Origin of the sequence: Sphingobacterium bambusae (assembly GCF_033955345.1) — a bacterium.
GTDB classification, from domain to species: Bacteria; Bacteroidota; Bacteroidia; order Sphingobacteriales; family Sphingobacteriaceae; genus Sphingobacterium; species Sphingobacterium bambusae.
On the sequence record NZ_CP138332.1, the window covers coordinates 2,881,384 to 2,895,584 of the forward strand.

A 14,201-nucleotide genomic window follows, 5' to 3' on the forward strand; every position below is an offset into this window, starting at 1 on the left:
TTATTTTAATACCTACCTAAATAATTTTAACCATGCAGTTAGATTTAGAAAGCATATTCTACGGGGATGAAGATATCCCCGTAGAATATGCCCTGCAAGAACAGATCGACCAGCGCGAGTTCTTGTCGAATGGCGAGATGTTGCCCTGGACGGGCGAAGTCAGCGAGGTGTTCTCGCCCATTTGTGTGAAAACCAAAGATGGCATTCAACGAAAGCGTATCGGCAGTTATCCGGTATGTACGGAGAAGGAATCTATGGAGGCCTTGGATGCTGCGGTGAAGGCTTATGATAATGGTCGCGGCGAATGGCCCACCATGAGTGTGGCTGATAGGATTGCCTGCGTGGAGCGTTTTACGCAGCAGATGATCGAGAAAAAGGATATCGTGGTGAAGCTGATTATGTGGGAGATCGGCAAGTCCTACACAGATTCGGTGAAGGAGTTTGACCGCACGGTGGAATATATCTACGCCACGATCGATGCGTTGAAGGATGTGGATCGCGATTCCTCGCGCTTCCAGATCGAGCAGGGTATCATTGCGCAGATTCGCCGCTCGCCTTTGGGCGTGGTGCTTTGTATGGGGCCCTTCAACTACCCGTTGAATGAAACCTTTACTACGCTTATCCCGGCGCTTATTATGGGCAATACGCTTTTATTTAAACCACCAAAGCATGGTACGCTGTTGCATTATCCCCTGCTGGAGGCCTTCCGGGCTAGTTTTCCAAAGGGGGTGGTGAATACCATTTATGGCCGGGGCAACAAGATTGTTCCACAGCTGATGCAGTCGGGCAAGATCAATGTGCTCACGCTGATCGGCTCTAGCCGTGTGGCCGATGAGCTGAAGAAGTTGCACCCTCGTGTAAATCGCCTGCGCGCTATCTTGGGCTTGGATGCCAAGAATGCGGCCATCGTTACCAAAGATGCCGACCTCGACCTTGCGGTCTCAGAAACGGTGCTGGGTTCGCTTTCCTTCAATGGGCAGCGCTGCACGGCACTTAAGATTATCTATGTACACCGTAGCATCGCACAGGAGTTTTTGAAAAGGCTGAGCGCAGAGGTGGGCAAGCTGAAATATGGTATGCCTTGGGAGCAAGGCGTGGCGCTAACCCCGCTGCCCGAGGTCAACAAGCCGGCCTACCTAACAGAATGCTTGGAAGACGCGAAGAGCCACGGCGCTAAAGTGGTGAACGAGCATGGTGGAGAGACCTTGGCTTCGTTCTTCTACCCGGCTATTGTTTATCCAGTTAATGCGCAGATGAAGCTGTACCGCGAAGAGCAGTTTGGTCCGGTGATTCCGGTGGTTCCTTTTGACGATTTGGAAGAGCCAATCGAATACCTCATTGAGTCCTCGCACGGACAGCAGGTGAGTATCTTTAGCAACAATGCGGCGGTAGTCTCGTCCTTAATCGATCCCTTGGTTAATCAAGTGAGCCGTGTCAATGTCAATAGCCAATGCCAGCGTGGTCCAGATACGTTCCCTTTTACAGGGCGTAAAGATAGTGCCGAAGGTACGCTGTCTGTTGTGGATGCCTTGCGCTCGTTCTCTATACGTTCGTTGGTAGCCACTAAGAATACGGATAAGAACAAGAAATTGCTGAACGAGATTGTGGGGGATAATAGCTCCAACTTCCTGAGCACAAAGTATATTTTCTAATTTTTTCTTTTGGATCGGGCTGTCCAAAAAGATAATTGATCAAATCAAAATGCGTCATTGCGAGGAAGTATGACGAAGCAATCTGCATTTTGATTTTCTAAGATTGCTTCGTCGTCGTTCCTCCTTCTCGCAATGACGAAAGGTAGTTATGTATCTTGATTATAACGGCATTTATCGCCGTAATAGCAAATTCATACAAACTTTTAAGTTTATAAAAAATAAAAAAGACGGCGTTAAATGCCGTCTTTTTTAAAGAAATCAAACAACATTGCCTTGTGGGTATTGGATATAAATTTTATCATATGTCCTTATGAAATCACGTATATTACGTAATTTTACTCATCATGGCGTTCGAAAACTATACGATAAAAGATATTGCCAAGGCTTTAAACCTTTCCCCTTCCACGGTATCTAGAGCACTGCGCGACAGTTACGAGATCAGTGCGGAAACCAAGAAGCTGGTGATGGCCTATGCCGAGAAAATCAACTACCGCGCAAACCCTATTGCGCGCAGCCTGAAGGAACGTAAGAGTTACAGCATAGGTATTATTGTGAGCGAGATTGCTAACAACTTCTTTTCGCAAGTTATCGACGGTATTGAATCGGTTGCCTATGGCAAGAACTACCAAGTCGTGATCTCGCAGACCCACGAGTCGGCCGAGCGGGAGCGCCTCAATGTGGAGCATCTCTACTCGCGGTCTACCGACGGTTTGCTGATGGCGCTCTCGGCAGAGACCAGCGATGTCAGCTACCTGCAGGATCTTATGGCGAAAGGTTTTCCCATTGTTTTCTTTGATCGTGTTCCCGCAACTATCCCCGCGCATCGGGTGATTGCCGACAACAAGCAGGGTGGCTACGATGCGGTGCACTACCTTGCCCAAAAAGGCTGTACACGTATTGCGCATCTTACGAGTGCACGGGGGCTCTCTATTAGTAAGGAGCGCTTGGAGGGCTACAAAATGGGGCTGTTGGCGCATGGCCTAGAGGTAGATGATGCCTTGGTGAAATATTGCCAATATGGCGGTTTGCACCAAGGAGAGCTGGAGCAGGTGGTTGAAGAGCTGGCGGAAACCGACTACGACGGTATTTTCATCTCGGGCGATAAATTGACTACGGGTTACCTACAGGTGATGAACGAACGGTATGACGAAAGGATTAAGCAGGTGGCCATTGCGGGGTTCACGAACTCCAAGGTGGTCAACATCTTCTCGCCTACCATTACCGCAATTCGCCAGCCTGCCTTTGACATGGGGCAGCGGGCAGCCGAGCTGCTGATCCAGCAGATCGAGGCCAAACATGCGGCGGTCGACTTTGAAACGGTGGTGCTGCCCACAACGCTCTTGGCCAAGAAATAGCAGCCTACACCGATCAATCATCGTCCATCGATCGCCAACGGCGAGGCGATCAAAAAATGCGAATAGCCAACAAAATAGCATGAGAAATTATACGATACGTCAAGTCAGCGCTTACGATGCGCAGCTGCTGAAAGGGCTAGCCGCCCTAACCGTGGATGTGGTGGCGGGCAATGCTTCCATCGGATTTATGGACGATCTTAACCTTGAAAAGGCCAGTCTCTTCTGGGCGGATGTATTCGAGCGGGTACTTGCGGAAAAGGTTGTTTTATTGATCGCGACAGACGATGCTACCGGTCAGGTTATCGGCACGGTGCAGCTGCATGTTGCCCAACCCGACAATCAGCCCCATCGCGCGGATGTGGCAAAGATGCAGGTGCATAGCCAAGCGCGGCGCTTGGGCATTGGCGAGCAGCTGTTGCTGGCCATCGAAGTAGCTGCCAAGAAACAGGGAAAACATATATTGGTGCTGGACACCGTAACGGGTAGCCCGGCCTCCTTTCTCTACCAAAAGCTGGGCTGGATAAAGGTGGGCGACATCCCCGAATATGCGCTATTCCCTGATGGTGACTATTGCAGCACCACCTATTTCTATAAGAAGCTCTAAGCCTTGGGTGTTTTGAAAACAGCCAAGCGGCTGGTTAGCGCAAACATCAAAAGGCCAAAACAGGCAAATACGCCAAAGGAGTAGCGGAGATCCAAAATCTCGGCGATGTAGCCGATCAATGGCGGTCCCATCAAGAAGCCGAGGTAGCTCACGCTGGATACCATGGCCAGCGCCACGCCGGAAGAGATGGTTTTGTGTGTGCCCGCCACCGAATACACGGAAGGCACATTACAGGCTACGCCTAGTCCCACCAGCATAAAAGCGAGCGTACAGAAAATCAGCTGTGGAAAGACCACGGCACTCATCATGCCCACAAACATCAAGATACCGCTGATCTGCAAGGTGCGCTGTCGGCCGATACGGCTGATCACGGCATCGCCAATAAAACGACCGGTGGCCATCATCACCATAAAGGCGGCATAGCCCAAGGTGGTTAGGCTGTCGGGAGCTTTCACAATGTCGTGGAAATATACGCCACTCCAGTCAAACATGGCGCCTTCGGTAGCCATGCTGCAAAAGCCGATGACACCCAAAGAGATCAACAAGCGATCGGGCTTGAACGAAAAGGATTTTTTTTCAGCCGTTCCAGTGAGGTCCTGCAGCAGGTAGCTCCTGTTTAGCAGGATGTTGAGCAACATCATGCCCGTAACGATATAGAAATGCACGGAGGTGTTTACCTGAAAATTGAGTGTAGCCAGTCCTATAAGGGCACCCGTAAATCCGGCTATGCTCCAGGCGCCGTGAAACGACGACATAATGGACTTTTGGTACATGCGCTCGGCAAGCACTCCTTGGGTATTGACCGATATATTGCATATGTTGCCGATGATGCCGAATAGCAGCAGCGCACCGCCGAGGTGCCAAGCATTTTGCGCAAAGGATATGCTGCACAGCACCAAGAGGTAAAGCAGGGCGCCAATGGGCATCAGCCGATGGCTGCCATACTTGCTAACCAGTTTACCGGATAGCGGCATGGTAATCAGTTGCCCGATGGGCAACATCAAGAGCACCGTTCCCAGTTGAGCCTCTGTAAGTTGCAGCTGAGCCTTGATAATCGGGATGCGGCTTGCCCAGCTCGCGAAGGCCAATCCCTGCCCGAAGTAAAAAAGGGATACGGCAAGGCGGATGCGTTGTTTGTTTTCGGGAAAGTGGGAGGCCGATGGGCTGCTTGAAGAAGATTCCATGATATGGGCTGTTTGCTGCAAAATTACGTCAAATTTCCAATAAAAAATGCGTAACTTGTAATACATCATAAACCCTTAACATTTACCTGCAATACGATGAAAAGCATTCTTTTGGGCCTATTCTCCCTTTTTATTTCCGTTGGCGCTTTTGCCCAGTCTACAGATAGCGTATGGCTGTTTTCCTACTTTGTGGGCAATGGCGAGGATGGGCTGCATTTGGCCCACAGTGCAGATGGGTTCACGTGGAACGCTATAGACAGCAAAGCTTCTTTTTTAAAGCCAGTGTTGAGCCCAGATAAGCTGATGCGGGACCCTTGTATCATCCGCGGCAAGGACAACCGCTTCCATATGGTGTGGACGGTAAGCTGGACACAACGGGGTATCGGCTATGCTAGCTCGCCCGATCTGCTCAACTGGTCCGAGCAGCAGTATATCCCCGTTATGGAGCATGAAGCCAAGGCGCGCAACACTTGGGCACCTGAGATTACCTACGACCCAGTGCAGGACGAGTATATGATTTATTGGGCTACCACAATTACGGGTACATTTCCCGAGACGCAGGTGCAGGAAGATAATGCCTATAACCACCGCATGTACTACGTGACTACCAAAGATTTCAAAACGTTCTCGGACACCAAACTGCTGTATGAGCCGGGCTTTAACTGCATCGATGCCAGTATTGTGCCCTACAACGCTGGCTGGCTGATGTTTATTAAAGATGAAACCCGTGTGCCCGCACAAAAGAACCTGAAGATCGCCTTTGCCGATAAGTTGACGGGCCCCTACTCGGCCGCAAGTGCGCCCATCACGGGTAAATACTGGGCGGAAGGTCCTACGGTCACCAAGATCAATGGTCTATGGACGGTCTACTTTGATAAATATACCGAACATAAATATGGTGCTATTCAATCGGCAAACCTGAAAACCTGGGTTGATGTGTCGGATAAGGTGCAGCTGCCGAAAGGCCTGCGGCACGGCACGGTGTTTCAGGTATCCAAGGCAGAGCTACAAAAGATATTGTCGGCCAAGTAGTTTTGTGTTTCTTCTAGCGCTTTAGTGTGATGGTTGTGAGCAATTAAGCGTCTTTTATTTACGAATTTATTCGGCGGTTAATCTTATTTTTCGTTATTTTTAAGGAAATATCTGTGTAATAAGCTTGCTAACCGCTATGTACCATGCTAAATACCTACAGTTTGCTCCCTTTTACTTAGAGGAGGAGGTTCGGAAGACTGGATATCTAGGCTTCCTGCCCTCGACATACCATCAGGGCGTTACCGCCGATTTATGCTACAGCTGCTGCGAGCTGGAGCATATCCTGCTGTTGGAAATCTATGGCGAGGTTCCTGCTGGGGGATTTCTGTTTAAGTTGTTGCCACAGGACTTCTTCTTTTGGCAATGCTACCAGCTTATGGGGCAAGCCAAGCTGTTGCTGCGCAAAAAAATTGTCTTGGCAGAAAATCGATGTTTGCCCTTTGCATCCAGCAGACGCCGTATTTCGATGGCTATGGATGAAGGCAAGGTTCGTTTAATCTGTGTTGGCTATAAAGAGCCTATACTGGAAGCGCTTTTCCAAGAATATCCAGCAACCGGAAATTTTCTAGGGTATAGGCCGGAAACTCCGCCTCAAGATGTCCTGCTGCCAGATGTCGGGATAAATTTTCGCTTTCGGGAGGTCTTCCGGCAGCTTTCCTGCCTGCAGTTTCGTGCCTTCCATACGCGTAGCGAACTCACCCTTTGCTTGGGGCGCCTTTTTCAGGAGCTGGATACGGCCCTGCAAAAGGAGTCGGACAGCGGTGGGCGCTCCAATCTGCAGATCTACCACCGCGCGATACAATATATAAGTGAACATTACAAGGAAGATATGAGTAAGGAAAGCATTGCCGATGCGCTCGCTGTCAGTAGGCGAACCCTATTCCGGGCTTTCGAGAGCAAGCATATCAAAATAGCGGATTTTATACAACAGCTGAAATTAAGAAAAGCGCAGGAGCTGCTCCAGCAAGGCGAAATGTCCGTGGAAGAGGTGGCCAATGAGCTGCAGTTTCCCAATCGCAAATACTTTAGCCGTGAGTTTAAAAAGTTCTTTTTTGAACCGCCTTCATCGATCAAAAGAAACACAAAATAATACCCGCATAATCTCTGTTTCACCCTGCAGATGCGTTGGATGCATCTGGATCTGTCCGATAAGCCTAGTGAAAAGGTTCGGATGCATACGCATCAGGCACGGATGCCTAGTGAAAAGGATCGAATGCATACGCATTAAGCGCGGATGCCTAGTGAAGAGGCTCGGATGCATACGCATCAGGCACGGATGCCTAGTGAAAAGGCTCGGATGCATACGCATCAGGCACGGATGTCTAGTGAAAAGGCTCGGATGCATACGCATTAGACTTGGATGCCTAGTGAAGAAGTCCAAATGCATACGCATTAAGTTCGGATGCGTAGTGAAGTGAGTCATTTCACTAGTGAAAAGCATTTTTCATTAATGAACGGTATTGTCTCTTTAGAAAAATGGCCTTTTTCACTATGTGGGGTCACTTTTTTAGCGCGCTAATCTGGTTTTTTTGGCCCGAAAAACTGTAAAAAGGGGGTCAAATAGTGCCAAAAATTTCGGGTCGACCCTAAAAAGTTGGCACTATTTGACCCCCTACTTCTAAAAAAGACCACTGATCTTTGTAATGTTAATGGTTTAATTAATTACTTAAAAACAACATGTTATGTTCAAACCAACATTACAATTCCGAAAACTGTCGGAGGTCCAAGTGGGACAGTACGCAGAGAGCATTTTGGTCAAGATGACTGAAAATGCCAATTTGTTTCCAGATCCAGATCCAGCATTGGAGTTTCTGGAAGAAACGCTAACCGCTTTCAGACGCGCGGTAGCCGATGCCGCTTTTCGCGACATGCGACAAGTGGTGATCAAAAATCAGCGCTTTACGGAGCTAAAGTCTGTGCTGTTTGATTTGTCGCTGTATGTGACGAAGGTAGCTCAGGGAAATCGTGCCTTGATCTTGGCGGCCGGCTTTATGCCGACCAAGGTGGCAACGCCTCTTGGGCTGGCGCCGAAGCCTACAGACCTACGTGCCACCGCGGTGGCCGCCAGACCGGGAGTGGTCGAGCTGCGCGTCAACGTTTGGAATGCGGCATTGATGTACTTCTTCGAGTACCGAAAAGTACAGTCTGAAGACGTGTGGGAGCGCGTGTCGAGCTCACGAGCCAATATCGCGATTAGCGGTTTGGAAAGCTTGGAGCGTTACGAGTTCCGTGTGGCCTACGCCACAACAAATCCCACGCTGACGTACAGCGATGTGATTCGTTCGGTCATTATGTAAAAAGGTGCCCTAGATGAATCGCAAAAGGCTACCTCTTTGCGCGATGGTCGCGCAGTGACCCCAGGGGTCGAGGTAGCCTTTCCTGCATCTTGCTTCGCTTCGCCAACTAAATCGTATATTTATACTATTCAAAATAGCTTCGCCATGATAAAGACTATTGTTAAAAGCCATCCCTTGCGAGACATTATCTTGGATTTCGATGATGCCATAACGCCACCCCAATTTGAGCAGGAGGCGCTGGCCCACTACTACAAGGCGCACGACCTTACTTATGCTGTTCGCCTCGAAGCGGCAGCGCGCATGCCTCGTCTGCGCGCGGTATATGCGGTGCTCAGCGACCTGTTGCTGCGCAGCCTGGCCATCGAGCAGGACCTCGACTTTCTGGAAGATGCCCTAGGCATCGCCAAGTCGCCAGACCTTGATTCCTTCGAGGGCGAGCTTACCATCAGGCTGGAAGATTTCTATAGCATGACCCTAAAGCATAGTGAAGACCTGCATGGCGTGTATGATGTGATTTGCGCGTTGACCGATCAGTATAATGCCGATATCCAAAAAATTGATGAGGACGAATACTTGATCGATCCGATGTATTTCGGGGTGCTGCACGAACTTTACGGACGATACGACGAGGTTTCCGTGCATACTGTGTCGCTAGATGATGATAATCAGAACTTCTTGGGCGCTTATGGCGATGTGGAGAAGGAATATTTTGCCTACACGGACTTTGCCAATCTGGTGTTCGAGAAATATGGGCAGTTGGTGCCGGCAAGCGATAAGCTGTACCGTCGCGTGGAGCTGGTCGAAGCCAAGCTGAAGGAAAAGCTGGATGAAAACCCTGGCGAGAGCTTGTAAGCTGCTCCTCCAAAGGGTTTAATACAGGTCGGGCTCGGTTATGCCCTTCTCATTATACGATGCTTTATTCATTTGAAAATGCAGCTGTGTCATACGGTTCAAATAGACTTTCAGGGGTTCCAAGTTATGCTCCTGCCGCAGCTGGTCTACGCGGGCAGAATCTAGCAAACCAATTTTCGGAATCGCCCGTCCCGTCGTGCGCACAAGGTAGGTCACTTGCGTGCCGAATTGCTGCTTCTTCCCCGCATTTACCTGCACCCGATCAAAAAGATAGGCGTAGTTTTCCGGATTGGCATTCTTTCTTCGCACCTGTTTTTTCATGGCCCGCAATACCTTGCGCTGAAAGGCCGGGTCGTGGTCGCAATGCTGCACCAGCAGCCAAAAATGATTGGAACTCTCCTTCCCTACTTCCCGATAGCCCAAGTAGCCGTAGCGTGAAAAGTAAGCGGCAATATTCTTTTGGTTTGTCCGAAATACGCTGTCTTTAAATGCATCCCAACGGGCATCGCTATAGTCTTGGTATGCGCCAGTTCTTACCTTTGCCGCCACCTGATCCGTGGTCACCATCTCCGCGAGATGCGCCTGTATCCGCGATTGCTCGCCAGCAGGTAGCGATTTGCTGCTGCTGCAACTCTGCAGGCCTAGGTAAACGACGAATAAAAGCAGACTGTTTTTCATGGTTTATAGCATTAATCGTAAGCTTAAAAATAGGGAATATCGCTCGCAAAAACGAATACGGGCTTATGTTTATTTGTTTGCGGGGCTTTGTCTTGCTACCTAGAAACGGATTGCGTTTGGCACTGAAAAGCTGTATATTAGGGCTTATCTAAACGTATGCTTATGACTCATCAATTGGATTTCTTTACCCAGTATGGGCAGTTTTATTTGGCCGATAAGGATGCTATCCACGGAGGGGATGGACCCGACTTTTGGTCGGATGCTGCGCATAGCGAACGCTTGGCCGTAGATGAAGGATTTCTAGGCGTGGTGATCGAAAACGATGAGTGTATGGCCAAGGCTTCGCTTTCGATCTTGGAATCGGCTCCCGAAATTGATGCCTCCGAAGATGCAGACCATATTGTGGAGGCTAGCATCGAGCTGAAATCCGGTTGCCTACAGGTATTGGATTGTCCCAACAGCTTCGTTATGTTGGAAATACCCTTGGAAAAAGCCTGCTACCGCGTGCGTATATATGGCTACAGCCTTGACCTTGCCTATCAGCCCCAGCCAGAGGATTATCTCCATATAGCGATATGGAAAGCGGACTTCGCGCCAAAGGTGGTGCTGAGGCAGTGGATTAGTGGGTATTAGGGGATGATCTCGGTTCTCAAGGGGGCTCTGTGAGACGAAGCGATCGGTTATTTCGTCAATCCTTCGTCACATCCAAAAAAAACGTTTAAAAGGGTTGCTATTTTATGGACTAGCACTTACATTTGTGAACAGTCGACTTCGTAGCTCAGTTGGTAGAGCAACAGACTCTTAATCTGTGGGTCCTGAGTTCGAGCCTCAGCGGGGTCACAAAAGCTTTCTTAGAAATAGGAAGGCTTTTTTGTTGGAGAGCTGTTTCTGCTGTTTTGCTATTTAGTCATGACTGTTCCTATCCTTGCCCGCTATTTATTGAAAAGTTTTTACCTGTATGCGCCAGCATCGCGCTATTTGGCTATGCTTGCCCCATTTTCTATGTATAACTTCTTGATATCGATAAATAATGGCATTTAAGTTATCAAGAACCGTTTCGTCATTTAATTCCCTATATTTGTTATAGTATTTTAACGAAAAAAAGTGATGACCGAATTAGTTTTAAAAGGTAAGATTGACCAAGAAAAACTTGCTTCCATTGTCAATTTTCTCAAGTCTTGGGGTATCGATGTAGAAGTGAAGGATACGGTATCGAAGAAAGAGGATCTAGTACCTCCTTTTGCAGAATCCTTTGGCATGTGGGCGAAACATGATATAGATATTAAAAATATCAGGAAAATGGCTCGTGAAAGGAGAACGAAGACATATGGCGAGGGTTCTTTGTGATACAAATCTTTTCGCTATCTACCATAGCATTCAGCTATTTACGCTCAATCTTAAAGATTTCACGTTCGTTCCCGATATAAAGCTATATCTGTATACTAATAGACGCCTCGTTCCTATTTTCGCAGTACATATTTAATCTCATAATTTCAATCCGCTCTGCTTATTGCGAATTGCGTGAAGGTTGTCGAAGATATATGCGATAACGTGCTTCAACAATATCGGAGAAAGACACAGGATTGTAGCCGATATTTTTCCAAACCTCAGTAAATTACCAAGTGGCATTATGCTTAAAAAAATAAAAGCACTATTCTTTATAAATTTTGCGCTGATAGCGTTCGGCGTAAACGCGCAAACTCGTTTTTCTGATAGCACAAAAGTGGATAGTTTGACGTTCGTTCGTACAAGGGATATCATTAATAAATTGTCTCATGATCTTTTCGAAAAACATACCTATACAAAAGATGAAAAGAGTTTGCCATATCGATTGTTAAAGCCAAAAAATTATGATAGCACCAAGAGTTATCCCGTTATTATTGCCTTTCATAATTCTAGTAGGATTGGGAATGATAATGAAAAGCAATTGGAGCATCTATCAAAAATATGGATCAGAGAAGATGTTTATGATAGGTATTCCGCTTATGTAATTGTCCCTCAATTTAAAGAGCGGTCATCTACGTATTTGAAAGCTGATGATGGATCGCTGAGATCGGTGCCTTTTAATGATATACATATGGTATTGAACTTATTGGATGATTTTCAAAGGAGATACAACGTGGATAAATCCCGAATTTATCTTATAGGCTATTCGATGGGCGGATCAACGGCTCAAAATATTTTAAACCTTGCGCCCGATAAATTTGCTGCCATTGTCTCGGTTGCCGCTGTTCCGGATTTCTCAAACATCCATTCGCTCAAGCGGAAAAGTGTTTTTTTGATTCATGGGAAGATGGATGCTGTAAATCCATACGAAGGGTCTGAAGAGCTTTTTCAAAAATTAAAAGGCAATAAAAACGTGGTTTTTAAAACTTTCACGGAATTGAATCATGATAATATTACGATCCCACTACTCCTAGATAATAAAATACCTCATTGGTTGTTTAAACAGAAGAAATAGAAAATTGAGACTTTATTGTTTTTCGATCGTGACTGGCAAGTTGAATGAAGATCGTTGAAAATAAATACGATATCGTGATTCTATTATATGTTCGAAGTGTAGGTAAATTTGCTCAGCATGAGACCGGGTCCCTAGCTATCAAAATAATGACAACATCGTAGCCTGAGCGATCCGCAGGCGAACCAAGCTCGAATAGCGGTTGGATTTTGAACGAACATTTTCGCTTGTTCGAAAGACCGAGGAAGTTTTTATGGAATGAGGAGTTGCCAAAGCTTTAAGTATGACAAACTAAAAACGAAATAAAGGAAATGGTATGTGAAATACTTTTTCATTTTTTATTTAGTTTGGCGTATCTTAATAGCGGTAATTCCAGAACGGAATGCCTTTTAACCCTTTTTGAATCAAATTATTAACGAGAATGGCTAAATTAACCTTGTTATCAACATACATTATTAGACTAAGACATAAAAATAAACAAGATGACTTGTTTCTAAGCGACGAACTCTTCGAAGGTCACTTTGATGATTTTTTGATTTATAGAGAGAATAATCACTATTTAAATGATAAGAATAAATCTTCAAAAAAGTCTTTAAAAACTAAGTTTGAGTTAGTGAAAGCGGTATATGGCGAACTAAACACGGTTTATTACGGAATTTTGTTTACCGGTTTATCAGGGGAGAGTGGAGAAGTAATAGATGATATTTCTGGTGAAGATCTATATACGATGGATGAATCTCATGCAAAGATGGCACCTATGTATTTTTATTTAAAAGTGCCAAAAAAGAGAAAATTTGGTTATTTGGTAGTAGAGAGGAGAGGGAACTATGGTATTAAGCAGCTTTTTAACGAGTCAATTAACGACTTTTTTTATAAAAATGCCATCGACCTTAAAATTAGCTTTAATAACTTCTTAGTTTCGACAGTATTTCAAAAGATAATCGAAAAAGGTGTTATCAAAGAAATAGAATTTATTAAGCACGAACTTCCTAGTGATATTGCGGATCTGTATGATAAAGGTCATGAAACGAAGCAGATAAGAGGTAAGTTTAAAAAAGTTTTTGTTGCGACAGCTGGATTTCCTGTAAAGGGAATCTTAAATAAGCTTTATTGGCAAAGTGGCCGAACAGAAATGGTTGAAATTCCCGAGTTAGACGATAAATTTAATGAGGTAAGTTTTGAGATCGAGTATAACGGGTCAAAAAAAACCATATACATGAAAAATATTGGTCAAAATACACCTGACTTTAATGTAACTGAGCAATTGGAATATGACCGTGGTCGCCCAACTATTGAATCATTGGTTAGACAAACAGAAGTTTTGATTCATGATATGGAAACTTATCACGAGTCTCTTACGAAAAATGGAAATGGATAAAATAAATATTTTAAGAATACTTAAAGATCATGTTAAAACCTTTTATCACGTAAAGAGTCCAGAATCTATTTCTTGGATTCAAGTATTTTTTTTTATCGTCGCTCCTCTTTGTCCTGCCTATCTATATGTTTTTAAGAGCAATTTTGTTATTAAAGAAGAATATGTAAATATTATCATCGCCGGCGCGTCTATATTAGCCGGATTTCTATTTAATTTATTGGCGTTATTTTATTCAATTAAACAGAATGTCCTAACGAAATTCTCTTCTGACTCTATCAAAATTAAGATAGTTAACGAATCAATATCAAATACAGCATTTAATATCGTAACATCCATTCTGTTGTTAATATTTGTAATATTCTGTAATAACATAAACAGTTTTCTGACAAAATGTTTCACGTTTCTATCTGTGTATTGTGGTGTTGTCTTTATCCTAACATTATTTGTAATCTTGAAGCGGATGTATATTATAATAAAATCCGATCAGTAGAGGCGTCGTATTAACCGTGTAAACCTGTGCGTTATCTCAAATCTTAGTAATAAATAGCCAATTTCAGAAACCGTCACAAGTGATGTCTTGTTTGAGAGATTTACAGGTAAATTTTAGATAGCAAATTTACTTTTCGATAAGATAGTATTCGTTATGAATTTCAGGCTTTTGAAAGACTCCTGTTTTGCACTTTTCTTTTAACGCTAGAGACAGGTTTTGAG

At 45.4% G+C, this 14,201-nt stretch carries 13 protein-coding genes and 1 tRNA gene; 12 read left to right on the top strand and 2 right to left on the bottom strand.

Going from position 1 to position 14,201, the window contains the following annotated elements:
* Positions 1-32 precede the first annotated feature (32 nt).
* The 3 genes from SCB77_RS12040 (at position 33) to SCB77_RS12050 (ending at position 3,611) form a co-directional block, all read left to right on the top strand.
* Positions 33-1,652, top strand: a complete 1,620-nt coding sequence (locus SCB77_RS12040; RefSeq protein ID WP_320182255.1) for an NADP-dependent glyceraldehyde-3-phosphate dehydrogenase — start codon at positions 33-35, stop codon at positions 1,650-1,652.
* Positions 1,653-1,996: 344 nt separating this feature from the next.
* Complete coding sequence (locus SCB77_RS12045; protein ID WP_320182256.1) at positions 1,997-3,007, top strand: LacI family DNA-binding transcriptional regulator; 1,011 nt, start codon at positions 1,997-1,999, stop codon at positions 3,005-3,007.
* 79 nt (positions 3,008-3,086) lie between these two features.
* Positions 3,087-3,611 (top strand): GNAT family N-acetyltransferase, encoded by a 525-nt coding sequence (locus SCB77_RS12050; RefSeq protein WP_320182257.1) that lies wholly within the window; start codon positions 3,087-3,089, stop codon positions 3,609-3,611.
* Here the strand turns inward: SCB77_RS12050 and SCB77_RS12055 are convergent.
* Positions 3,608-4,795: an MFS transporter gene (locus tag SCB77_RS12055; protein ID WP_320182258.1), complete on the bottom strand. Its 1,188-nt coding sequence runs from the start codon at positions 4,793-4,795 to the stop codon at positions 3,608-3,610. The genes SCB77_RS12050 and SCB77_RS12055 overlap by 4 nt on opposite strands.
* Positions 4,796-4,891: 96 nt before the next feature.
* Between SCB77_RS12055 and SCB77_RS12060 the strand changes: the two genes are divergently transcribed.
* From SCB77_RS12060 to SCB77_RS12075, 4 genes are all read left to right on the top strand, one after another.
* Positions 4,892-5,827 (top strand): glycoside hydrolase family 43 protein, encoded by a 936-nt coding sequence (locus SCB77_RS12060; protein WP_320182259.1) that lies wholly within the window; start codon positions 4,892-4,894, stop codon positions 5,825-5,827.
* Positions 5,828-5,963: 136 nt separating this feature from the next.
* Positions 5,964-6,917, top strand: a complete 954-nt coding sequence (locus SCB77_RS12065; RefSeq protein ID WP_320182260.1) for an AraC family transcriptional regulator — start codon at positions 5,964-5,966, stop codon at positions 6,915-6,917.
* A gap of 592 nt (positions 6,918-7,509) precedes the next feature.
* Positions 7,510-8,124 (top strand): fibronectin type III domain-containing protein, encoded by a 615-nt coding sequence (locus tag SCB77_RS12070; RefSeq protein WP_320182261.1) that lies wholly within the window; start codon positions 7,510-7,512, stop codon positions 8,122-8,124.
* A 144-nt stretch (positions 8,125-8,268) separates the two neighbouring features.
* Positions 8,269-8,976 (top strand): hypothetical protein, encoded by a 708-nt coding sequence (locus SCB77_RS12075; protein WP_320182262.1) that lies wholly within the window; start codon positions 8,269-8,271, stop codon positions 8,974-8,976.
* A gap of 18 nt (positions 8,977-8,994) precedes the next feature.
* Here the strand turns inward: SCB77_RS12075 and SCB77_RS12080 are convergent, their stop codons facing one another.
* On the bottom strand, positions 8,995-9,654 hold the full coding sequence (locus tag SCB77_RS12080) for a DUF6624 domain-containing protein (protein WP_320182263.1): 660 nt from the start codon (positions 9,652-9,654) through the stop codon (positions 8,995-8,997).
* Positions 9,655-9,816: 162 nt separating this feature from the next.
* Between SCB77_RS12080 and SCB77_RS12085 the strand changes: the two genes are divergently transcribed.
* The 5 genes from SCB77_RS12085 (at position 9,817) to SCB77_RS12105 (ending at position 13,490) form a co-directional block, all read left to right on the top strand.
* The gene (locus tag SCB77_RS12085; protein ID WP_320182264.1) at positions 9,817-10,287 is read left to right on the top strand and encodes a hypothetical protein; all 471 of its coding nucleotides are present in this window, start codon (positions 9,817-9,819) and stop codon (positions 10,285-10,287) included.
* A gap of 134 nt (positions 10,288-10,421) precedes the next feature.
* Positions 10,422-10,494: transfer RNA gene (locus SCB77_RS12090), tRNA-Lys, on the top strand.
* A 267-nt stretch (positions 10,495-10,761) separates the two neighbouring features.
* Positions 10,762-11,001, top strand: a complete 240-nt coding sequence (locus tag SCB77_RS12095) for a hypothetical protein (protein ID WP_320182265.1) — start codon at positions 10,762-10,764, stop codon at positions 10,999-11,001.
* Positions 11,002-11,284: 283 nt separating this feature from the next.
* Positions 11,285-12,115, top strand: a complete 831-nt coding sequence (locus SCB77_RS12100; protein WP_320182266.1) for a carboxylesterase family protein — start codon at positions 11,285-11,287, stop codon at positions 12,113-12,115.
* 418 nt (positions 12,116-12,533) lie between these two features.
* Positions 12,534-13,490 carry a hypothetical protein gene (locus tag SCB77_RS12105; protein WP_320182267.1) on the top strand — a complete coding sequence of 319 codons (957 nt, stop codon included), beginning with the start codon at positions 12,534-12,536 and terminating at the stop codon, positions 13,488-13,490.
* Positions 13,491-14,201: the final 711 nt, after the last annotated feature.